The organism is Microbacterium sorbitolivorans, assembly GCF_003327285.1.
Taxonomy (GTDB): domain Bacteria; phylum Actinomycetota; class Actinomycetes; order Actinomycetales; family Microbacteriaceae; genus Microbacterium; species Microbacterium sorbitolivorans.
This window is the reverse complement of record NZ_KZ848474.1, coordinates 542,247-564,177: the sequence shown is the minus strand read 5'-3', so window position 1 is coordinate 564,177 and position 21,931 is coordinate 542,247. Positions and strand designations below refer to the sequence as shown.

General features: G+C 69.8%; 22 protein-coding genes. 8 read left to right on the top strand and 14 right to left on the bottom strand.

Going from position 1 to position 21,931, the window contains the following annotated elements:
• Positions 1–4 precede the first annotated feature (4 nt).
• Together DTO57_RS08305 and DTO57_RS08300 are read right to left on the bottom strand one after the other, a co-directional pair.
• Positions 5–535: a hypothetical protein gene (locus DTO57_RS08305; protein ID WP_114117737.1), complete on the bottom strand. Its 531-nt coding sequence runs from the start codon at positions 533–535 to the stop codon at positions 5–7.
• A 26-nt stretch (positions 536–561) separates the two neighbouring features.
• Positions 562–1,509 (bottom strand): NADP-dependent oxidoreductase, encoded by a 948-nt coding sequence (locus DTO57_RS08300; protein ID WP_114117736.1) that lies wholly within the window; start codon positions 1,507–1,509, stop codon positions 562–564.
• Positions 1,510–1,578: 69 nt separating this feature from the next.
• Here DTO57_RS08300 and DTO57_RS08295 point away from each other — a divergent pair, with 69 nt between their 5' ends.
• On the top strand, positions 1,579–2,526 hold the full coding sequence (locus DTO57_RS08295; protein ID WP_114117735.1) for a GlxA family transcriptional regulator: 948 nt from the start codon (positions 1,579–1,581) through the stop codon (positions 2,524–2,526).
• On the opposite strand, the gene DTO57_RS08290 is transcribed toward DTO57_RS08295, so the two are convergent.
• From DTO57_RS08290 to DTO57_RS08280, 3 genes are read right to left on the bottom strand one after another with little or no spacing between them, the layout of a single operon-like run.
• Positions 2,523–3,893 carry an LLM class flavin-dependent oxidoreductase gene (locus tag DTO57_RS08290; RefSeq protein WP_114117734.1) on the bottom strand — a complete coding sequence of 457 codons (1,371 nt, stop codon included), beginning with the start codon at positions 3,891–3,893 and terminating at the stop codon, positions 2,523–2,525. The genes DTO57_RS08295 and DTO57_RS08290 overlap by 4 nt on opposite strands.
• Before the next feature lie 16 nt (positions 3,894–3,909).
• Complete coding sequence (locus DTO57_RS08285; RefSeq protein WP_114117733.1) at positions 3,910–5,226, bottom strand: MFS transporter; 1,317 nt, start codon at positions 5,224–5,226, stop codon at positions 3,910–3,912.
• Positions 5,223–6,461 (bottom strand): acyl-CoA dehydrogenase family protein, encoded by a 1,239-nt coding sequence (locus DTO57_RS08280; protein WP_114117732.1) that lies wholly within the window; start codon positions 6,459–6,461, stop codon positions 5,223–5,225. The genes DTO57_RS08285 and DTO57_RS08280 overlap by 4 nt, the downstream gene beginning before the upstream one ends.
• Positions 6,462–6,607: 146 nt before the next feature.
• On the opposite strand from DTO57_RS08280, the gene DTO57_RS08275 reads away from it, so the two are divergent.
• On the top strand, positions 6,608–8,053 hold the full coding sequence (locus tag DTO57_RS08275) for an MFS transporter (RefSeq protein WP_114117731.1): 1,446 nt from the start codon (positions 6,608–6,610) through the stop codon (positions 8,051–8,053).
• Here DTO57_RS08275 and DTO57_RS08270 read toward each other — a convergent pair.
• Positions 8,050–8,730 (bottom strand): GNAT family N-acetyltransferase, encoded by a 681-nt coding sequence (locus DTO57_RS08270; RefSeq protein ID WP_114117730.1) that lies wholly within the window; start codon positions 8,728–8,730, stop codon positions 8,050–8,052. The genes DTO57_RS08275 and DTO57_RS08270 overlap by 4 nt on opposite strands.
• 96 nt (positions 8,731–8,826) lie before the next feature.
• On the opposite strand from DTO57_RS08270, the gene purU reads away from it, so the two are divergent.
• Complete coding sequence (purU, locus tag DTO57_RS08265) at positions 8,827–9,708, top strand: formyltetrahydrofolate deformylase (protein WP_114117729.1); 882 nt, start codon at positions 8,827–8,829, stop codon at positions 9,706–9,708.
• 17 nt (positions 9,709–9,725) lie between these two features.
• Positions 9,726–10,394, top strand: coding sequence for a Pr6Pr family membrane protein (locus DTO57_RS08260; RefSeq protein ID WP_114117728.1), 669 nt, complete (start codon positions 9,726–9,728; stop codon positions 10,392–10,394).
• Positions 10,395–10,400: 6 nt separating this feature from the next.
• Here DTO57_RS08260 and DTO57_RS08255 read toward each other — a convergent pair whose 3' ends face one another.
• Positions 10,401–11,843, bottom strand: a complete 1,443-nt coding sequence (locus DTO57_RS08255; protein WP_114117727.1) for a flavin monoamine oxidase family protein — start codon at positions 11,841–11,843, stop codon at positions 10,401–10,403.
• 169 nt (positions 11,844–12,012) lie between these two features.
• On the opposite strand from DTO57_RS08255, the gene DTO57_RS08250 reads away from it, so the two are divergent.
• Positions 12,013–13,293 (top strand): enolase C-terminal domain-like protein, encoded by a 1,281-nt coding sequence (locus DTO57_RS08250; protein ID WP_187346610.1) that lies wholly within the window; start codon positions 12,013–12,015, stop codon positions 13,291–13,293.
• Entirely contained in the window at positions 13,286–14,245 is a 960-nt protein-coding gene (locus tag DTO57_RS08245) for an aldo/keto reductase (RefSeq protein ID WP_114117726.1), read from the top strand. The genes DTO57_RS08250 and DTO57_RS08245 overlap by 8 nt, the downstream gene beginning before the upstream one ends.
• Positions 14,246–14,389: 144 nt before the next feature.
• Here DTO57_RS08245 and DTO57_RS08240 read toward each other — a convergent pair whose 3' ends face one another.
• From DTO57_RS08240 to DTO57_RS08225, 4 genes are all read right to left on the bottom strand, one after another.
• A complete protein-coding gene (locus DTO57_RS08240; protein ID WP_114117725.1) occupies positions 14,390–15,139 on the bottom strand; it encodes an SDR family NAD(P)-dependent oxidoreductase in 750 nt (249 codons plus the stop codon).
• Positions 15,136–15,975 (bottom strand): fumarylacetoacetate hydrolase family protein, encoded by an 840-nt coding sequence (locus DTO57_RS08235; RefSeq protein ID WP_114117881.1) that lies wholly within the window; start codon positions 15,973–15,975, stop codon positions 15,136–15,138. The genes DTO57_RS08240 and DTO57_RS08235 overlap by 4 nt, the downstream gene beginning before the upstream one ends.
• Positions 15,976–16,046: 71 nt before the next feature.
• Complete coding sequence (locus DTO57_RS08230) at positions 16,047–16,892, bottom strand: amidohydrolase family protein (RefSeq protein ID WP_162785707.1); 846 nt, start codon at positions 16,890–16,892, stop codon at positions 16,047–16,049.
• Positions 16,889–17,563, bottom strand: a complete 675-nt coding sequence (locus DTO57_RS08225; protein ID WP_114117723.1) for a FadR/GntR family transcriptional regulator — start codon at positions 17,561–17,563, stop codon at positions 16,889–16,891. Before DTO57_RS08225 ends, DTO57_RS08230 begins: the two co-directional genes overlap by 4 nt.
• A gap of 161 nt (positions 17,564–17,724) precedes the next feature.
• Between DTO57_RS08225 and DTO57_RS08220 the strand changes: the two genes are divergently transcribed.
• Both DTO57_RS08220 and DTO57_RS08215 read left to right on the top strand, forming a co-directional pair.
• Positions 17,725–19,260 (top strand): MFS transporter, encoded by a 1,536-nt coding sequence (locus tag DTO57_RS08220; RefSeq protein ID WP_114117722.1) that lies wholly within the window; start codon positions 17,725–17,727, stop codon positions 19,258–19,260.
• A 36-nt stretch (positions 19,261–19,296) separates the two neighbouring features.
• A complete protein-coding gene (locus DTO57_RS08215) occupies positions 19,297–19,692 on the top strand; it encodes a cupin domain-containing protein (RefSeq protein WP_162785706.1) in 396 nt (131 codons plus the stop codon).
• 87 nt (positions 19,693–19,779) lie between these two features.
• On the opposite strand, the gene DTO57_RS08210 is transcribed toward DTO57_RS08215, so the two are convergent.
• The 3 genes from DTO57_RS08210 to DTO57_RS08200 form a co-directional block, all read right to left on the bottom strand.
• The gene (locus tag DTO57_RS08210) at positions 19,780–20,682 is read right to left on the bottom strand and encodes a ribokinase (protein WP_114117720.1); all 903 of its coding nucleotides are present in this window, start codon (positions 20,680–20,682) and stop codon (positions 19,780–19,782) included.
• A gap of 27 nt (positions 20,683–20,709) precedes the next feature.
• Positions 20,710–21,462: a M56 family metallopeptidase gene (locus DTO57_RS08205; protein WP_114117719.1), complete on the bottom strand. Its 753-nt coding sequence runs from the start codon at positions 21,460–21,462 to the stop codon at positions 20,710–20,712.
• A gap of 112 nt (positions 21,463–21,574) precedes the next feature.
• Positions 21,575–21,928, bottom strand: coding sequence for a BlaI/MecI/CopY family transcriptional regulator (locus DTO57_RS08200; protein ID WP_114117718.1), 354 nt, complete (start codon positions 21,926–21,928; stop codon positions 21,575–21,577).
• Positions 21,929–21,931 lie beyond the last annotated feature (3 nt).

The following is a 21,931-nucleotide window of genomic DNA, read 5'->3' as shown; positions in this document are numbered from 1 at the left end:
CGGCCTATTCGTCGGCGCCGAGGGGCTCGCGTCGCGCGGGGATCGGCTCCGTGTGCTCGCGACCCACGAGCCGGGCGCCGCGGAGGCGCTTCGCGAGGGCACCGGATCCGGCGACCGCCCACTCTCCCACGCGCACATTTCCGTCCTGGCCCTCGGTCGCGACGCCCGAGACGGTGAAGAGGCCGTAGGGCACCTGCTCGATGTCGACCGAGACGAGGTCGCCGTGTGCGAAGGCCAGCGGATCCGCGATCTCGCCGTGCAGCTGCGCCGGATCCGCCACGAGGGTGCGGAGCTCGGAGATCGGGGCGCGGGACGCGGATCCGTCCTTCGCCTTCGTCTGCGGGCCGGCGATCAGCCGGCCGCCGAGCCACAGATCGCCCGTCGGCGAGCTGAACACCCGACCGCTCACCTCGATGGCCCCGTACCGCGCCGTGGCCAGCACGACGGTGACGTGGTCGCCATCCTCGAGAGCGCCGAGCGCGGCCTTCAGGCCTGCGACGTCGCGGCGAGCGGGGAAGGTGAGAAACGATTCCATGTCACCGAGGGTACCGACCGCGCGCGTTACTCGGCCACAAGCACGAGCTTGCCGACGGTGCGGTTCGTCTCGCCGAGTTCGTGTGCCCGCGTAGCCTCGACGAGTGGGAAGGTGCCCGCGATGTGCGCCCTCAGTGCTCCCTGCCGCACGAGCTCGGCGATCATGAGCATGTCGCTCTCCGACGAGTCGACGAGCATGCGGGTCGCCTTTCGTCCGAGCCGCTCGGCATCGGCCGCAAACGACTTGGATCCGATCGGCAGCGTCGAGACGACGACGCCGCCCTCGCGCAGCACGCGGAGTGACCGATTCGAGTAGTCGTGTCCCACGGTGTCGAGCACCACGTCGATGTCGCGCGCCACGTCTTCGAACGGCTGCGCGTGGTAATCGATGCACTCGTCCGCGCCGATCTCGGTAAGGAAGGCGTGGTTCTTCGCGCTCGCGGTTGCGATCACATGGGCGCCCGCCCACTTCGCGATCTGCACGGCGACGTGACCGACGCCGCCCGCGCCCGCATGGATGAGAACGCGCTGGCCCGCGGTAAGGCCCGCGTACTTCGTGAGCGCCTGCCACGCCGTGAGCGAGACGAGCGGCAGCGCGGCCGCCTCGACGTGGCTGATCTCATCGGGCTTCTTCACGAGCACCCGAGCCGGAACGGCGACGTACTCGGCGTGCGTGCCGTGGCCGAAGGGGTACGACACCATGCCAAACACCTCATCTCCCACCTCGAAGCGCGCAACACCGACGCCCGTCTCGATGATCACGCCCGACAGATCCCAGCCGAGCGTAAAGGGAGGCTCGCCAATGAAGCCGCCCGTCGCGCGGTGCTTCCAATCGGTGGGGTTCACGCTCGCGGCGTGAACCCGGACGAGAACCTCGTTCGTCCGAGGCCGTGGAATCTCCCGCTCGACGGCCTCGAGAACCTCGGGCCCGCCGAGGCGAGACTGGGTGATCGCGATCATGGTGTCTGTGCTCATGCCTCCACAATGCGCGAGTAGGCCCACTCTCACCATGGCCTAAATAGCAAATAACGATAAGATCAGGCCATGCCCGTTACTCGCGTTGCTGTGCTCGCTCTCGACGGTGTGTATCCGTTCGAGCTGGGGATCCCGAGCCGCCTGTTCGGGGCCGCCGAGGGCCGATACACGGTCGCGACATGCAGCGTCGATGGCAACCCCGTTGCGACGCAGTCCGACTTCGACATCGCTGTCACCCATGGGCCGGAGCTCCTCGACACCGCCGACATCGTCGTGATCGCCTCGATCGCGCCACGACGGCTCCCCGCCGAGCTTCCCGAGGCGACACGCGCCGCGCTCGCCCGGATCCCCGACACCGCAAGAATTGTGTCCATCTGTACGGGCGCCTTCATTCTTGCGGCGGCGGGCCTGCTCGACGGGCGTCGGGCGACCACGCACTGGGAGCTCGCGTCCTACTTCTCTGCGCGCTACCCGGAGGTCGGGCTCGACGCAGACGTGCTCTTCGTCGAGGACGGCCGGATCCTCACCTCGGCCGGCGCCGCCTCCGGAATCGACGCGTGCCTCCACGTGATCCGGCAGGAGCACGGCTCGGACGTCGCGAGCCGGGTCGCGCGACAGTGCGTCGTGCCGCCCTTCCGCGAGGGCGGCCAGGCGCAGTACATCGAGCGACCGTTGCCGAAGCTCGAGGGAACGGGGCTCAGCGACGCACGCGCGTGGGCGCTGAGCAACATTGGAGAACCGTTCGGCGTCAAGGAGCTCGCCGCCGTCGCCGGGCAGAGCGTGCGATCGTTCACGCGCCACTTCACGGCCGAGGCCGGGGTGAGCCCCGGGCAGTGGGTCTTGCAGCAGCGGATCCTGGAGGCCCAGCGGCTGCTGGAGACGAGCGATCAATCGGTCGATCAGGTCGCCGCGAACGTCGGCTTTTCAACCGGCACGTCGCTCCGAAAGCACTTCCGGAATGCCCTCAGCACCACTCCGCGGGCGTACCGCAACGCGTTTCGCCCCGTCGGCGGCTAGCCCTCGAAGCGGTACGCGGCGCCCGCGTGGTCGTCGGCAAGGTGCGCGCCCTTGCCGCCGATGCGCTCGCGGAGCGTGAGCGCCGCGTCGTCCTCCGCGAGCAGGCCACGGCGGCGCAGCTCGGGCGAGACGAAGCGCGTAAAGCGCTCGAGGTCGGCGGGGCGCACGGCGGCCGAAATGTTGAAGCCGTCGACGCCCGACTCGTCCATCCAGCGCTCGAGCTCGTCGACGACGGTCGCGGGGGATCCGACGATGACGGGGCCGCGTCCGCCGATCGCGACGAACTCAGCGAGGTCACGCACCGTCCATTTCTTGCCGTCGGCGAGGGTCGTGAACGACGCGAGCGCCGACTGGTTGGCGTCGGTGACGATGTGCTCGAGCTCCTGCTCGGGGCGGGCCCCGGCGAAGTCGACGCCCGTCCACCCGCTGAAGAGCGCGAGGGCCGACTCGGTGTCGACATAGGAGGTGTACTCGTCGAGGCGCGCCTGCGCGGCCTCATCGGTCTCGTCGACGACGATCGTCGCGAGCGTGAAGATCTTGATCGCGTCGCGCGGGCGGCCGGCGGCCTCGAGGCCATCGCGCACGCCGTCGACCCACTTCTTCACGAGCTGCGTCGTGCCGCCCGAGAAGAAGATCGCCTCGGCGTGGTCGACCGCGAACTGCTGGCCGCGCTTCGACGCGCCCGCCTGGAACAGGAACGGGGTGCGCTGCGGGCCGGGGGCGGCGAGCGCCTCGCCCGGCACCCGGAAGTAGGTGCCATCGTGCGCGATCGGGCGCACCTTGTTCGGATCCACGAACACGTTCGCGTCGCGGTCTGCGACGACCGCGCCCTCGGCGAACGACCCCTCCCACAGCTTGTACATGACCTCCATGTACTCGTCGGCGCGGTCGTAGCGCTCGTCGTGCGGGATCTGCGCCTCGGTGCCGACGATGTTGCGCGCGGCCGAATCCTGGTAGCTCGTGACGATGTTCCACGCGACGCGACCGTTCGTGAAGTGGTCGAGCGTCGTCAGCGTGCGCGCGAGCAGGTAGGGCCGCTCGTACGACACCGACGCCGTGACGCCGAAGCCGAGCCGCTCGGTGACCGCGGCCATCGCCGGCACGGCGACGATCGGATCCAGGAGCGGGTACTGCACGCCGCCGCGCGCGGTCTGCGCGATGTCGCCGCCGTACACGTCGTACGCGCCGACGATGTCGGCGAGGAAGAGCGAGGCGAACCCGCCCTCCTCGAGCGTCTGGGCGAGCGAGGTCCAGTAGTCGAGGCGCTGGAAGTCGGCCACGCCCGAGTCGGGGTGGCGCCAGAGACCGGGCGACTGGTGCACGGGCACCAGCATGTCGAACGCGTTGAGCAGGATGGGGCGGGGCATCGGTTCTCCGGAGGTCTTAGGCGGCGCGCTCGGCGCGGATTTCGGCGCCGCGCGGATCCTTGGCCACGATCGTCGCCGTCAGCGAGATCGCCGCGATGAAGGTGAGGTAGCCGCAGATGAGCCACGGGGTGTTGCCGCCGAGCTCGAACAGCAGCGCGGCAATCATCGGCATGATGCCGCCGCCGATCACGGATCCGAGCTGGTAGCCCAGGTTCACGCCCGAGTACCGCACCTCGACGGGGAACTGCTCGGCGAACCACGCCGCCTGCGGTCCGTAGACCGCGTCGTGCGCGACGTTCATGCCGAGGATCATCAGCACGGGCAGGAGCGCGAGCGCGCCCGTCGACAGGTAACCGAAGAAGATCCAGCCGAACGCCGCGATGCCGATGAAGCCGAAGATCGTGACGGGCTTGCGGCCGACGCGATCCGACAGCCAGCCCCAGAACGGCGTCGTGAGAAGGCCGACGGCGGATCCGATCATCACCGCGTTGACGCCGGCCTCCTTGTCTCCGTGCGTATCGGCGAGATAACTCAGCACATAGACCGTGATGAGGAAGTAGACGCTGTTCTGCGCGATGCGCTGGGCGATCGTGACGAGCAGCGGGCGCCAGTGCGAACGGAACACGGTGACGACCGGAACGCGGTCGGTCGCGCCCGAGTCCTTCAGCTGCTGGAACTCCGGCGCGTCGCGGACGCCGAGGCGGATCCACAGACCGAGGACGACGAGGAACGCCGACAGGAGGAAGGGGATGCGCCAACCGAACGCCTCGAACTGCTCGTCCGTCGTGAACGCCTGCACGATCACGAACATGCCGGTCGCGAGCAGCATGCCCGCGGCCGATCCGATCTGCGTGAAGGATCCGAAGAAACCGCGTCGGCTCGACGGCGCGTGCTCGACCGATAGCAGGGCGGATCCGCCCCACTCGGCGCCGGCGGCGAGGCCCTGCACGAGTCGCAGCGCGACGAGTGCGATGGCGGCCCACCAGCCGATCGCGTTGAAGTTCGGCACGAGGCCGATGAGGGTGGATCCGATGCCCATCAGCAGCAGCGACGCGACGAGCAGCGACTTGCGGCCGATGCGGTCGCCGAGGTGACCCGCGACGATGCCGCCGAGCGGGCGGGCGAGGAAGCCCACCGCGAGCGACGCGAACGACGCCATGGTGCTCGCGAACGCGCTATCGGTCGGGAAGTACTGCTCGTTGAAGATGAGCGCGGCGGCGGTGCCGTAGAGGTAGAAGTCGTACCACTCGATCGTGGTGCCCGACAGCGCGGCGAGGAGGACCCGCCGCTTCTCGCGCGCCGTCGAGGTGGGCGCGGTGGCGGCGGCGGTCATGCCTTCGATCCCTTCGTGGCGTCGCCGATGGCGTTGAGGCCCTCGGGCAGCGTGCCGTTGATCCAGTAGTCACCGATCGCCCGCGCGCGGAACGAGATCGGGTTGTGCGTCGCGACCGTCTGCGCGTTGCGCCAGTGCCGGTCGAGGTTCTTCGAGGTGCTCGTGGCCGAGGCGCCGACCGTCAAGAACAGGTCCTGCGCCGCGCCGAGCGCGAGCTCGGGAACGCTGATCTGGGCGTGCTCGACCGCGACCTCCGACTGCACGATCTCGTCGGTCGCGGGGCCGTTGCCCCCGGCCGATGCGACGCCCTCGTCGAGCACGCGCGCGGCGTGTAGCACGACCGCCTCGGCGCTGAACGCCTTCGCGGCGATGCGGCCGATCGCCTCCTGAATCAGCGGATCCTCGCGGAAGGGCAGGCCGGATCCGGTGTTGAAGGTGCGCGCGCGGCCCGCGACGAGCGCGGCCGCGTCGCGGCGGGCCGCGTGCGCGATGCCCGCGAGCACCGCGAGGAGGATGAGCTGGAAGTAGGCGGCCTCGTGAACCGCGTCGCTGGATCCGGCAATGCGGTCGATGAGACCCGCCGGCTCGACGGCGACGTCGTCGAAGATCGTCGTGCCGGTGCCGGTGAGCTTCTGTCCGAACCCGTCCCAATCGTCCTCGATCGTGACGCCGGCAGCGTCCGTCGCGACGACGGCGAAGCAGCGGCCGTCCTCGCCCTCGAGGCCGGCCGAAACGCGCGTGTAGTCGGCGAAGATCGTGCCCGTCGAGTAGAACTTGCGGCCGTTGAGCACGGCACCGTCGGCCGTGCGGGTGAGCACGGTGTTGAGGCGGCCGAGGGCGTTGCCACCCTTCTCGGTGGAGGCGTTGCCGACGGTCGCGCCGGCGAGGACGCGCGGGTACCAGACGTCCTGGATCTCGCGCGGCTGGAAGCGCAACGAGTCGAGGAAGCCGAGGTGTGAGCGGTACTGGTGGGCGATGCTCGGATCCGCCTGCGCGAGGTCGATCAGCAACCGCATCGTCGTCTCGATGCTGACGCCGGGGCCGCCGTGCTCGCGCGGGACGCGCAGCGTGCCGAAGCCGACCTCGTTGAGGCGGCGGATCTCGGCGAACGGCATGACCCGCTCCTGCTCGCGCAGCGAGGATCCCTCGGCCAGCTCATCGAAGATCGGCTGGAACAGGGCGCTGAGCGACGCGTAGTCGTCGGGGATGACGTCGGTCTGGGTGCTGTGAGGCATGGCGAATCCTTCCACGGATGTCGTTTATTGTCATCGCGCGCACCGATTGTGACGACTTAGACCGTCACGAACTGTCATGTTCTGTCACGCGGCGTCACACAGCCACGAAACGCAACCGCTACACCCGTCGGATATCCTGCTCGGACATGAGTAAATCCCCGGAGTCCCGCGACAGACTGACCCGTCGCACACCAGGATGGGCCATCGTCGCCGCCCTGGCCTTCGCCGGCCTCAGCTCGGCCTTTATGTTCACGCTCGTCGTTCCGCTACAGGCAGAGTTGCCCGCGCTGCTCGACGCCCCGCGCGAGGAGACGACCTGGGTCGTCACCATCACGCTGCTTGTCGCGGCCGTCGCGACGCCCATCTCGGGCCGCCTCGGGGATATGTACGGCAAGCGGCGCATCATCCTCGCCCTGCTCGTCGCGCTCATGGTCGGCTCGCTCGTCGCCGCGCTGTCGCACTCGATCGTCGGCCTCATCATCGGCCGTGGCCTGCAGGGTCTCACGACGGGCGTCATCCCGCTCGGCATCGCCATCATGCGCGACGTGCTTAACCCCGCGCGCCTCGGAACGGCCGTCGCGTTCATGAGCGCGACCATGGGCGTCGGCGGCGCGATCGGTATGCCCGTAGCGGCATACGTCGCCGAAAACTTCGACTGGCACATGTTGTTCTGGCTCGCGCTCGCCCTCGGCGTGCTCGGCTTCATCGCCGTCGCCCTGCTGGTGCCGGGCGATACCCTGCTCTCGTCCGGGCGGCTCGACATCATGGGCGTCATCGGGCTCGCGGCCGGCCTCACGGGCCTGCTGCTCTTCGTGTCGCGCGGCGCCGATTGGGGCTGGGGGTCCCCCGCCGCGATCGGATCTGTCGCCGGCGGCGTTGTCGCCCTCGCGCTCTGGGGCTGGTACCAGCTGAAGACGACGGATCCGCTCGTCGACCTGCGGGTCGCCGCGCGCCCCGCGGTGCTGCTCACGAACCTCGCCGCAATCGGCATGGGCTTCGCGCTCTTCGGCTCGAACGTCTCGTTCCCCCAGATGCTCGAGCTGCCGGCCGAGACGGGCCACGGCTTCGGCCTCACGATGATGCAAGCGGCCCTCGTGATCATGCCGTCCGGACTCATCATGATGGTGCTGTCGCCGCTGTCGGGCCAGCTCGAGAAGATCTTCGGCCCTCGCCCGCTCTTCACGATCGGCACGGCGGCGATCGTCGTCGCCTATGTGTTCGTGCTGATCTTCCAGACCGAGGTCTGGCACATCGTCGTCGTCAACTGCATCATCGGCGTGGGCATCGCGTTCTCGTTCGCGGCGATGCCGATGATCATCATGCGCGCCGTGCCGGCGAACGAGACGGGCGTCTCGAACGGCCTCAACGCGCTCTTCCGCTCCGTCGGCACGTCGAGCGCCTCGGCCGTCATGGGCGGCGTGCTCGCGGCGATGACGACCGAGGTCGACGGGCACCCGCTGCCGACGAACGACGCCTTCCAGGTGTGTTTCTGGATCGCGATCGTCGCGGCCGTCGCCGCCACGATCCTGACGTTCTTCATCCCGAAGCAGAATCCCGAGGCTCACGCCTCGATTCCGCCGCGCGAGGGTTAAACGGCGGTAAAGAGGTAGCCGCGCTCGGCGTCAAAGCCGGAGATCGTGAGGCCGCGGTTCATCAGAACGGCGATCTCGCGGCGCAGGTTCATGCGCCACGCGTGCGCCTCGCGCGGGTCGTCGATGCGCATCTGCTCGACGTCGGTGGGGATCCGCAGGGTCTCGACGACGTCGTCGTCGGCCGGCTGCGGCGCGAGGTCGGCGAGCGCCCACTTCACGTCGAGGCGGTCGGACTCGTCGCCCGCGTCGCCGCCGCCGAAGATGCCGTACTGGTTGACGGCGTAGTTCGTGACGCGCGCGCCCAGAACCGTGAGGAAGAAGTGAGCGTTGCGCGCCACGAGCGGGTCGAAGGTCCACGTGACGTTGCCCACGCCGCGCGACAGCGCCCACTGGCGCTGGTGTTCCTTCAGCTCGCGGCCCCAGCCGCGCCCGCGGAACTCGGGCAGCAGCGCCGTGATGTGCGAGTGCATCGACCGCTTCGCCGGCTCGCCAAAGAACGCGACCGAGGCGCCGACCATGCGGCCGTCGTCGAAGAAGCCGACGGCGTAGTTGCCCGATTGCTGCAGCGCGCGCAGGGTTCCGGCATCGACGACCCGCTGGGATCCGCGGATCGCGTCGAGCACCCCCTGTGCCTCGAGGATCAGTTCAACGCTGTCTAGGTCGCGGATCTCACGCATGAACCCCAGCGTAGACCCCGCGGGCGCTTGCGCGCCTCGCGAGGGAGCCCTCCGCGCCGAATAGACTGAGTCGGGAGCGCCCACGAGAGGACCCCCATGACCGCTTCCACGATCCCCCACCTTGTCGACCACGCCAGCGTCATCGTGCATGGACCCGACCAGCCGGGAATCGTCGGCCAGGTCGCCGCGCTCGTCGCCCGTAACGGCGGAAACATCATCTCGCTCGACCAGTACTCGTCGAACGAGTCGGGCGGCGACTTCTTCCAGCGCATCGTGATGCACCGCGATAACCTCGCCGGCGCCCTGCCCGACATCGAGGACGACCTCGCTCGCACGCTCGAGCCCATGGGCCTGTCGTGGCGCCTGCGCGACATGTCGCAGCCCCTGCGCATGGCCGTGCTCGCGTCGAAGAGCGACCACTGCCTGCTCGACCTGCTGTGGCGCCACCGCCGCGGCGAACTGCCTGTCTCGATCCCGATGACGATCTCGAACCACACCGACGTCGCGGAAGACGTGCGCTCGTTCGGCATCCCCTTCATTCACGTACCCTCGCAGGTCGGCCCCGACAAGTCGAAATCCGAGGCCGAGATCCTCGCACTGCTGAAGGGCAACGTCGACTTCGTCGTGCTCGCCCGCTACATGCAGGTCATCTCGAGCGACTTCCTCGAGAAGCTCGGCGTGCCCGTGATCAACATCCACCACTCGTTCCTGCCCGCCTTCATCGGCGCCGCCCCGTACCGCAAGGCGAAGGAGCGCGGCGTGAAGCTCATCGGCGCGACCGCGCACTACGTGACGGAAGACCTCGACGAGGGCCCGATCATCGAGCAGGACGTCGTGCGCGTCACCCATGCCGACACCGCCACGACGCTCCAGCGCCGCGGCGCCGACGTCGAGCGCGCCGTGCTCAGCCGCGCCGTGACCTGGCACGCGGAAGACCGCGTGATCCGCCACGGCAACCACACGATCGTCTTCAACTAGGCGCGCCCAGGGGTCGTGTGACGGCGCGTACGTGGTTCGGCATCACGAGGCTCGTGATGGCGGCCGCCTGCGCGGTATCGCTCGTGCACCGGCAGCTGTGGGGCCTCAGCTCGCAGACCATCGCGGGGCAGAACTTCTTCGCATACCTGACGATTCAGTCGAACATCGCGTTCCTCGCGCTCGCGATCGTCGGCGGCGTGGTCGCGCTCCGGCGCGAGGAGGATCCGGGGTGGCTGACCGACATCCGCACCGCCGTGCTCAGCTGGACGATCACGGCCGGGCTCGTCTTCGCGATCCTCGTCTGGCAGGCGGGGCTGCGCGGCGTGCCCATGACGGTGCCGTGGTCTGACGTCGTCCTGCACTTTATTCTTCCCGTGCTCGCCATCGTCGGCTGGATCATCGGGCCCGGCCGACACCCGGCGCGCTGGCGCCTCGTGATCCTCGTCGTCGCCTACCCCATCGTGTGGGGAATCTTCACGCTGTGGCGCGGCTCGCGCATCGGCTGGTACCCGTACTACTTCCTCGACCTGCGCCAGGTCTCGGGCTTCGCCGAGTTCGCCCTCACGTGCCTCTTCGCGCTCGCGGTCTTCGCGGGCGTCGCGTCCGGGCTCATCGGGCTCAGCCGCTTCCACACGGTGAGGCCGCGCGAGCCGATCCATCACAACCAGCGCAAGCTGGATATGTAGCTCGGGTCAGCTTTCTTCCGGCACCGGCTCGGCGAAGATCGCGAGCGAGGTGCGCGCGATCTCGTGCACCTCGTCGTCCGCGAGGTCCGCGAGCGCGCGGGCATCGGATCCGCCGACGAGGCCGACGAGGATCGGCTGGCCGGTCACCGGCAGCAGGTTGATCCACGTGCGGATCACGGGCGGCCCGGCCGGGGCCTCGTCGCCCGATTCCGGATCCACGGGCTCGGGCGTCTCGGTCTCGTCGCCGATCGCGCCCGTCACCTGCCAGATGCCCGCCGTCGTGTCCCAGAACGGGGTCTCGTAGCGCAGCCACACCGACTCCATCTGCCCCATCTCGAGCGACGAGATGGATCCGCGGAGCTCGAACGGCAGCGGCGGGTCGAACTCGATCGCCTCGGACTGCAGCACGCCGAGCGGCACCGTGAGGATGACGCGGTCGACCGTGATCGACTCGCCCGAGGCGAATCGCACGCTCACGCCCTCGTCGTCGTAGCTGACGTTCGACACGACCGTCGAGAGCGTGACGTCGACCTCGCCAAGGGCGTCGTCGATGATCGGGGCGACGTCGCTCACGAGCGCCGTCAGCTGGTCGCCCGGGGCCGTCTGCGCGTACCATGCAGACGCCGTCTCGGGGTCGATGCCGGTAAAGGCGACGACCCCCGCGAGGGCCGCGCTCAGCTCGTCCGACACGTCGTCGCCCAGGGCCTCGGCGAGCGTCACGTCGGCGTCGGCATCGCGCGCCTTCGCGATCGCGTCGGCGATCGGATCCGTGCTCGGGGCCTCGCCCTCGCCTGCGGCGGTGATGCCCACGCGGGTGGCGACGTCGACGGATCCGACGCCCACGAGCGCGAGCTTCGCGGCGGCCTGGTCGTCGGGCGCGAACAGCCACGCGCCACGCTGCGGCGGCACGGGCCAGTCGCCGTCGACCTCGGTCGCGAGGCGGCCGCCCGTGCGGTCGCGCGCCTCGATCACCGTCACGGCGTAACCGGCCTCCGCGAGCGCGCCCGCGGCGGCGGATCCGGCGATGCCCGCGCCGACGACCGCGATGCGGTCGCCCTCGAACGCGATCTCGGCGACCTGCGCGCCGACGCGGCGGCCCTCGTCGGCGGCGCCGGCGACGGTGCCGGGCTTGTCGGTGCTCGTCGCCTCGCCGGCGAAGAACACGCGGTCGATGAGGGGCATCGCGAGCGCCGTGCGCGCGGTGCTCGTGACGCCGACGGGCGTAACGCTGCGGGCGCCGAAGGCGTACGGATCCGCCGCCCACTCGGTGCGGAACATCGCCGCGGCCTCGGGAATCTCGCCGACCGGGGTGGGATCGACCGTCGGCTCGGGGGTCTTCGTCGGCTGGACGGGAACCGGCTCGTGCTTGTCGGGCGTGCACGACGCAAGCAGGATGGCGAGGGCGCCGGCCCCGGCACCCGCGAACAGCGTGCGGCGTGTAATCCTCATCACCCGCAAGGCTACCCGGGCCGCGCCCCGCGCGCGCGAAACGATGTCGCGGCGCGGCCGAACATCCGATCCATCGTGGTGTTTATCCCGCGATGTTTGAGGGATTCTGTCGATTGACGCGCCATACATCGGATGTCTACCCTGGGGGTATCGACCCCAGGAGCGCCACGTGAGCACCATTGTCAACGCCGACACCATCGACATCCGCTTCCCGACGTCCGAGCACCTCGACGGCTCGGACGCGATGAACCCCGACCCCGACTATTCCGCCGCGTATCTGCGCGTCGAAACCGACGCCGGCGACGGCCTCGAGGGGCATGGCTTCGTCTTCACGATCGGGCGCGGCAACGACGTGCAGGCCGCGGCGATCCGCGCGCTCACACCGCACCTCGTCGGGCGAGACGTTGAGGGGATCCTCGACGACATGGGCGGCTTCTGGCGCGAACTGGTGTGGGATTCGCAGCTGCGCTGGCTCGGGCCCGAGAAGGGAGTCATGCACATGGCGATCGGAGCCGTCGTCAACGCGATGTGGGATCTGAAGGCCAAGCGCGCGGGCCTGCCGCTGTGGCAGCTGCTCGCCCGCATGACGCCGGAGGAGATCGTCGACCTCGTCGACTTCCGCTACCTCAGCGACGCGCTGACGCGCGAGGACGCGCTCCGGATCCTGCGGGCCGCCGAGCCCGGACGCGGCGAGCGCGAGGCGCGCCTGCTCGCGGGCGGCTACCCCGCCTACACGACGACGCCGGGCTGGCTCGGCTACTCCGACGAGAAGCTCGTGCGGCTCTGCCGCGAGGCGGTCGCCGACGGCTTCGGCATGATCAAGCTCAAGGTCGGCGGCAACGTCGAGGATGACGTGCGCCGCATGCGCCTCGCGCGCGAGGCTGTCGGATCCGGGATCCGCATCGCCGTCGACGCCAACCAGCGCTGGGACGTCGACGAGGCGATCGCCTGGATGGGCCGCCTCGCCGAGTTCGACGTCGCCTGGATCGAGGAGCCCACGAGCCCTGACGACGTGCTCGGCCACGCGGCGATCGCCCGCGGCATCGCGCCGATCCCCGTCGCGACCGGCGAACACTCGGGCGGCCGCGTGATGTTCAAGCAGATGCTGCAGGCCGGATCCCTCAGCGTGCTGCAGATCGACGCCGCGCGGGTCGCGGGCGTCAACGAGAACATCGCGATCCTGCTGCTCGCCGCGAAGTTCGGCGTGCCCGTCTGCCCGCACGCGGGCGGCGTCGGGCTCTGCGAGGCCGTGCAGCACCTGGCGATGTTCGATTTCGTCGCGGTCAGCGGATCCGCGGAGGGCCGCGTCATCGAATACGTCGACCACCTGCACGAGCACTTCGTGACCCCCACGAGCGTGTCGGACGGCGTCTACCATGCGCCCACGACCCCCGGAAACGGCATGGAGATGCTCGCCTCCAGCCGCAAGGAGTACACCTTCCATGACTGACGCGCTCTCGCTCCCCGCCCTCGGATACGGCGCCGCGAACCTCGGCAATCTGCACCGCGAGATCACCGACGACCAGGCGCACGAGGTTCTCGAGGCGGCGTGGGACGCCGGGATCCGGTACTTCGATACCGCCCCGCACTACGGCATCGGCACGTCGGAGCGCCGCCTCGGCGCGTTCCTCGCGACGAAGCCGCGGGACGAATACGTCGTCTCGACGAAGGCCGGGCGCCTGCTCGTGCCGAACGAGGAATACGCGGGCGAGCTCGACACGGCGCACGACTTCTTCGTGCCCGCGACCGTGCGGCGCCAGTGGGATGCCTCGGCCGACGGGATCCGCCGCTCGCTCGAGCAGTCGCTCGAGCGCATGGGGATCGACCGCATCGACCTGCTCTACCTGCACGACCCCGACCGCACCGAGGATCCGGATCGCGAGCTGGCCTCCGGATCCGACGGCATCAACGCCCTGAAGGCCGAGGGCCTCGTGCGCGCCTCGGGCGTCGGATCCATGTCGGCGGCGACGCTCGCGCGCGCGGCCGCGTCGGGCGAGCTCGACGTGCTGATGGTCGCGGGGCGGCTGACGCTTCTGGAGCAGCCGGCGCTCACCGACACGATCCCGGCGTGCGAGGCGACCGGGACCGGCATCGTCGCGGCGTCGGTGTTCAACTCGGGGCTTCTCGCCCGCGATAACCCCGCCGACAACCCGCGCTACGAGTACGGAGAGGCGCCCGCGGGGATCCTCGCCAAGGCTGTGCGCATCGCCGACGTCTGCCGCGCACACGGCGTACCCCTGCCCGCCGCGGCACTGCAGTACACGCTGCGCTTCGCGCCCGTGCGGTCGGTCGTCGCCGGATCCAGCCGCCCCGAGCAGATCCGCCAGAACGCGGAGTGGATGAACCTCGCGATCCCGGAGGATCTGTGGGCGGAACTCACCGCGGAGGGGTTGACGCCGTAGTAGCGCCCCCAAATCGTCAATTCTCCGCGCGGTCATCTGCGATTCGCAGATGACCGCGCGGAGAATTGCAGGGTTGGCGGGGAAGTGATGAATTGCGGCCACCCGGCGCGGCCACATCGGCCCGGTGCGGGTGCCGGCGGGGCGCTATGCCGCCGGGCGGAGGCGCAGGCCCTGCATGCCGCCGTCGACGGCGAGGGAGGTTCCGGTCGTGGATCCGGCGCGGGGGCTCGCGAGGTAGGCGACCGCGTCGGCGACCTCCTCAGCCGTGACGAGGCGCCCGTGAGGCTGGCGCGCGTTCAGCGCCGCGCGCTCGGCGGCCGGATCCTCGGCCGAGTCGAGCAGGCGCGCAACCCAGGGGGTGTCGGCAGTGCCGGGATTCACGCAGTTGACGCGGATGCCCTCGCGCAGATGATCGGCGGCCATTTGCAGCGTCAGCGACAGCACGGCGCCCTTCGTCGCGCCGTAGATCGCGCGCGCGGGGAGGCCCGCCGTCGCGGCGACCGAGCAGGTGTTGACGATCGCGGCGGCGTTCGACTCCCGCAGGAACGGCAACGCGGCGCGCGAGACCCGCACCGCGCCCACGACGTTCACGTCGAAGACGCGGTGCCACTCCTCGTCGTCGCCGTCCTCGATCGTGCCCTGGGCACCGATGCCGGCGTTGTTGACGACGATGTCGAGGCCGCGGAAGTCGGCGGCGGCCGCCGCGACGCCGGCGCGCACGCTCGCATCGTCGGTGACGTCGACCCGGTAGGCGTCGACGAGATTGTCCGTGATCGCGCGGTCGAAGATCGCCACGCGGGCTCCGTCCTCGCGCAGGCGTTGGGCGATCGCCGCGCCGATGCCGCTCGCGCCGCCCGTGACGACCGCCTTCAGCCCGGCGAAGACGTCGCTCATGCGAAAACCTGTTTCTGGGCGCCGAGGCCCTCGATGTCGAGCTCGACGACGTCGCCAGCCTTCAGGTACGGGAAGCGGCCCGACAACGCGACGCCCTCGGGCGTTCCCGTCATGATGACGTCGCCCGGCTCGAGCATGAGGAACTGCGACAGGTGCCACACGATGTAGTCCACGTCGAAGATGAGGTCCGACGTCGACGAGTCCTGCCTCGGCTCGCCGTTGACGAAGCTGCGCAGCCGCAGCTTCGCGGCGTCAACCTCGTCGGGCGTCACGAGCCATGGCCCGAGGGGCGAGAAGCCCGGGCCCGACTTCCCCTTGCACCACTGGCCGCCCGAGATCTCGATCTGCCACTCGCGCTCCGAGAGGTCGTTCGCGATCGTGAAGCCGGCGATGTGCTCGGCCGAACGCTCGGGGCCATCGAGGTAGCTCGCGCGCTTGCCGATGACGATCGCGAGCTCGACCTCCCAGTCGGTCTTCGAGCTATTCCGCGGGATCGCGACCTCGTCGTTCGGGCCGGCGATCGTGTTGGGCGCCTTCATGAACATGACGAGGTTCTCGGGCGGGGCGGATCCGGATTCCGCGGCGTGCGCCGCGTAGTTCATCCCGACGCAGTAGATCGCGCTGGGGCGCGCGATCGGGGCGCCGAAGCGCTCGCCCTCCGGATCCACGACGGGCAGGGATCCGGAATCGATCGCCTCCGAGACGCGGGCGCGGACGTCGGTCTCGAGGAAGGATCCGTCGATATCGGCCGTCAGCGGGCGGAGGTCGTAGGTGGTGTTATCGACGACGACAACAGGCTTTTCCGCGCCCGCTGCGCCACGTCGCGCAAATCGCATGAGTTCTCCGAACATCCGAGGTTTCGATCCGCTTCGCGCGGTTCACCCCAGAGATTACCACCAGAGGCGCCCTAAAGGTCAGATGTATTTAGCCCGTAGAACGCGCGGGCGGTGTCGCCAGCGAGCCCCCGCCACTCCGCCTCGCTCGAGGCGGCGCGGAGCGCGTCGACCGCGCGCGCGACGGGAACCCCGAACCCCACCTCGCCCGACACCGGCCAGTCGCTGCCGAACATCGCACGCTCCGCGCCAAAGGCGTCGAGCACCACGCGGTCAAAGACGCCGGCGACCTCGCCGAACGCGTCGCCCGCCTCGGCCGGAACGCCCGAGCACTTCACGAAGACGTTCGGCAGGCCTGCGAGACGCTCGATGCCTCGGCGCCAGGCGGATCCCTGCGCGCTATCCAGACCCTCGAGCACGGGCGGCTTACCGAGGTGCTCGACGACGACGCGCGTCTCCTCCGCGCGCGACGCCGCCTCGGCGAGCGCGTCGAGCTGGTGCCAGCGCACGCACGCGTCGAACGCAAGCCCGCGGGATCCGATCTCGCGGAGGTCGGCCGCGAACTCCGCCGACGCGATGATGTCGGTCGGGCCGTTCTGCAGCGACGGGCGCACGCCCACGAGCAGGCGCGCGCCCTGCAGCTCGTCGAGCTGGGCCTCGAGGTCGCCTCGGGCCATCTCGGCGTGGGCGACGATGCCGACGAGGCCCGGCCAGTCGAGGCTCGCGACCCAGTCGGCCTCGGCCCGGGCGAAGGCCGGGATCGCGTCGGTCTCGACGAAGATCCACTCGCCGATCCGCCCGCCAGCGGTGTCGATGTTGCCGGGCAGGAAGGCCCGATTAAGCGATGGCACCGCATCGAGCCATGGGTGTGGGATCTGCTCCGGATCCCAGACGTGCACGTGCGAGTCGAGAATCGTCATGCCTTGGCCTCCCTCAGCCATGCCTCCACGCCGGCGACGTGGGCGACGGTCAGTGCGTGGGCGAGCTTCGCGTCGCGATCCCTCAGCGCTCGGGCGATCGCGCGGTGCTCATCGATGGTGCGGGCGACGGCGCCCGCCTGGGTGGCGCCGCGCCAGATGCGCGCGCGTACGGTCGGGCCCGATATCGACTCGATGAGGCCCGCGAGGTAGGCGTTGCCCGATGCCCGGGCGATGCGGCGATGGAACTCGAGATCGTGCGCGACGAGCGCGTCGATATCCGGATCCGCCGGCACGGCGTCTATCAGGGCGTCGAGTTCGGCGAGTTGCTCGTCGCTCGCCGCGCGGGCCGCCTCCTCGGTCGCGGCGGGTTCCAGGATCCGCCGGACGGCGAAGATCTCGAGCACCGAATCGTCCCGGTGCAGGTCAACGACGAAGCTCATCGCCTCGAGGAGCAGGTTCGGCTCGAGGCTCGTCACGTAGGTGCCATCGCCGCGGCGCACGTCAAGCACGCGGATGACCTCGAGGGCCTTCACCGCCTCGCGGAGGGAGCTGCGCGAGAGCCCCAGCTCCTCGCTCAATTCCTTCTCGGGCGGGAGCTTGTCGCCGGGCACGAGCCTGCCCGTCACGATCATGTCTTTGATGCCCGCGATCGCCTGGTCTGTCACCGCCATGGTCGCGAGTCTAATCAGAGATCGGATGTTTCTGGCGACACGCTCGATTTCCGATCGCACCGCAACGCCGCTATCCTCGAACGCCTGGTGTCCGATTGTTTCATTGTCAACAATCGCCGTGATGCTGACCGACACAGACGATACGAAACGGGAGATGGTCGATGAACCGCTCAAGCCGAGCAGAGAAGAACACGACGAGGGGCGCCAACGAGCCGCGGCGCCTGCGCGTCGGCGATGTCCTGGTCGTGAAGCGCTCTCGCATCCGCACCGCCATCTCGGGAACCGTCGTCGGTAACTTCATGGAGTGGTTCGACTTCGGCATCTACGGCTACCTCGCCGTGACGATGACCGCCGTCTTCACCGAGGGCCTCCCCCGCGAGGCCGGCCTGCTCGTGACACTGCTCGGATTCGCGGTCTCGTTCCTCGTCCGCCCCCTCGGCGGCATGGTGCTCGGCCCGATCGGTGACCGCATCGGCCGCCAGAAGGTGCTGTTCTTCACGATGGCGATGATGGCCGCCGCGACCGCCCTCATCGGCGTGCTGCCGACCGCGGCACAGATCGGCCTGTGGGCGATCGTGCCGCTGTACCTGCTGAAGATGATCCAGGGCTTCTCGACCGGTGGCGAGTACGCAGGCGCGACGACCTACGTCGCCGAGTTCTCGTCCGACCGCCGCCGCGGCTTCTGGTCGTCGCTGCTCGACCTCGGATCCTACGTCGGCTTCGCGGCCGGTGCCGCGACCGTCGCCGTCACGACCCTCATCACCGAGGCGATCTCGGGCCCCGGAGCCATGCTCGACTACGGCTGGCGCATCCCGTTCCTGCTCGCGCTGCCCCTCGGCATCGTCGCGATCTGGTTCCGCATGCGGATCCCGGAGACCCCCGCGTACGAGGTCGCCGAGGAATCGGGCGAGACGACGAAGCAGGACAGCTCGGATCCGATGGCCCGCCACGGCATCGTCGGCATCATGCGCCACTACTGGCGCGAGATCCTCATCGCCATGGCGATCGTCGCCGCGACGAACACGTCGAGCTACGCCCTCACGAGCTACATGCCCGCCTACCTCGAGAACACCGTCGGCGTGAGCAACCTCATGGCCGCCATGGCGACCGTGCCCGTGCTGCTGGTTCTCGCGGTCGCCATCCCGCTCGTCGGCCGCCTCTCGGACCGCGTCGGCCGCAAGCCCGTATACATCGCCGCGTCGGTCACGACGCTCATCGTCATGGTGCCCGCCTTCGCCATCATGCAGATCGGGCAGGAGTGGGCCATCTTCATCGCCCTCGCGATGAACGCCGTGCCGCTCGCCCTGTGGGTCGGCCCCTCGGCCTCGGCGCTCCCGGCGCTGTTCCCGACGGCGTCGCGCTTCGGCGCGATGGCGATCGCATACAACCTGTCGGTGTCGCTCTTCGGTGGCACGACGCCGCTGTTCAGTGAGTGGCTGATTCAGATCACCGGCAACGCCTTCATGCCCGCGTTCTACGTCATGTTCTTCGGCGTCATCGGCGGTATCGCCGCGATCGGGATGACCGAGTCGGCCCGCCGCCCGCTCGTCGGATCCATGCCCAGCGTCGAGACGAAGCAGGAGGCGATCGAGCTCGTCGCGGGCCAGGACGACAACCCGCTTATCGACACGAGCACGATGCCGCTCGACCTCATTCCGACGCCCGGGGACAAGAAAGACGAACTCGCGAAGGCGTAGGCCCGCCGCAAAGACGGCTCGGATAGCGTGGACGCCATGAGCGAATACAAGGTCACCGAACTCGGCAGCATCGACCAGTGGGCCGGTAAGAACTTCGTCCAGGGCGAGCTCGGCGCCGACACCGTCGGCATCTCGGTCAACGCGACCGAGCCGGGCGACTCGTCGCCGTTCTGGCACTCGCACGCCGACACGGAAGAGATCTACATCGTGCTCGACGGGCAGGGCGAGATCTCGGTCGGCGACGACACCGTCGCCCTGAAGGCCGGCACCGTCGTGCGCGTCGCCCCGAACAGCAAGCTCGCGCTGCGGGCCCTCCCCGAGAGCGCCACGCCGCTCAAGTGGCTCTGCGTCCGCTCCGGCGCGAACACGATCGAGGCCATCGGAAACGACGCGACCCTCGACCGCGAGACCCCCTTCCCCTGGGCGAAGTAGTCACCACACGAGTAACGCGGGTCCCCCTCGGGGCCCGCGTTCTGCTCTTAGAAGGCACGAGTAAGGCGGGCCCTTTCCGACCCCGCCTTACGACCCGAGAAGCCCGTCGATCTCGGCGGCGGTCGGGATGCTCGGCGCCGCGCCCTCCCGCGTGACCGCGAGCGCGCCGGCCGCCATCGCGCGGCGCACCGCCGGATCCAGCCCGAGCCCGCCCGCGAGGCCCGCGGCCAGGGCGCCCGCGAACGCGTCGCCGGCGGCGGTCGTGTCGACGGCGTCGACGGGGAAGGGCTCGTGGATCCGCGACCCCTCGGCGGTCACGACGCTCGCGCCCGCGCCCGCGAGGGTGAGGATGGCGGCGCCGACGCCGCGCTCCAGGAACCAGCGGCTCGCGGCCGCCGGATCCGCCTCGCCCGTGAGCACGCGCGCCTCGCCCTCGTTGGGCGTGACGATGTCGACCGACGCCCAGATCTCCTCGGGCAGCGGCTGCGCGGGCGCGGGGTCGAGGATCACCGTCATGCCCCTCGCGTGCGCGGCGCGCGCCGCGTGCACCGCGACGTCGATGGGCGTCTCGAGCTGCAGCAGCATCACGCCGCCCGCTTCGCCCTCGGCCTCGAGCGCGCGATCGACGTCGGCCGTCGTGAGGCGTGCGTTCGCGCGCGGTACCACGACGATGTCGTTCTCGCCTCGGGCATCGACGCGGATGTGCGCGATACCCGTCCCCTCGCCCGGCACCTCGCGCAGAAACCGCGTGTCGACGCCCTCGAGCCCCTCGCGGATGAGGTTGGCAAACGGATCCGCGCCGACGCACCCGACGAAGACGCACCGCGCGCCCGCGCGGGAAACGGCGATCGCCTGGTTCGCGCCCTTGCCGCCGGCGGCCATCGAGAAGTCGGATCCGATGAGCGTCTCGCCGCGCTCGGGCGCACGCTCGACGAAGGAGGTCAGGTCGGCGTTCGCGCTGCCGACGACGATGACGGGGTGAGAGTCCATGCCCCGACAGTACGGTAGTCAGCCGCCCTACGGCGCGAGCCGCCGGAAGCGGTCGACCTGCCGGTTGCGCCCACCCGGGGATCCCCCACCCTCGACGCGGCCGACCTGCAGGATCGCGCGGGCGAGCACGTCGTCGGGCTGGGTGCGGCGCGCCTGGTCGTCGGCGAGCATCTCAACGAGCGCCTCGACCTCGCCCTCGGCGAGCGCGGCCATCGGGAACCACGGCAGCGCGGAATGCCACGCCTTGAACGACACGAGGAGTACCTCGTGGCGCTGCTCGACGTGGGCACGCTCGTGGGCGATGACGGCGTCGAGCTCGGCCGGGCCGAGCGAGTCGAAGAGGCCCCGCGAGAGCACGGTCACGGATCCGATGCCGCGCGGCAGGCAGTAGGCGACCGGCGCGTTGTCATCGAGCACGAGGGTGCCCTTGCGGTTCGGATCCGGCGAGCTCAGCAGCAGCAGGAGCTGCAGGTGGCGGCGGCGCTGCCGCTCGAAGCGCACGACCGTCACGACGAGGTGCGCGACGAGGTAGAGCGCGAGGAGCATCGCGGGGATCCCCGTGAGGATCGGGTACCCGGGGAAGAACGCGTCGCCGAGAAGCCACAGCGCGCCGATCATCGACAGCCCACCGGCGAGGGCGATGACCTGCCAGAGGAGGAGGGCGCGGGCGGGCGCGTGCGCGGGCCATTCGGCACGCGAGAGCACCATCGGCGCCGGCCAGGCCAGGAAAATGGCCACGAGCGCCAGCGCAACGGCAGAGCTCAGGGCCGGGACGGTCATAGGTTCAAGGTTACGCGCGCCGGAACTTCGGAGATGACCCCGAAATGCGGATCAGATTACGGTTCGCATCCGCAGTTGCGGCTCATCTCCGCAGAGACGGGCCGGGCCGGGACTACTTCGTGAGCAGCTCGCGCAGGTACTCGGCCTCTTCGGCCGAGACGCCGCCGACGAAGCGGGCGAGCACGGCGGTGCGGTCGCCGGATCCGACGAGCACCTCGTGCATGAGTTCGGCCTGGTGTTCGGCGCGGGAGGCGACGGCGCGGTAGCGGTGGGGGCGCACCGACTTATCCGGCGCGACGAGGCCCTTTTTCTCGAGGCGGGAGAGCACGGTGAGCACCGTCGTCGCGGCCATTTCGCGGCCGCGGCCTTCCTCAATCGCGTCCTTGATGTCGTACGCGGTCAGCGCCTCATCGGCGTCCCACAGCACGTCCATCACGCTGCGTTCCAGGTCTCCGAGCTTTCCCAAGCG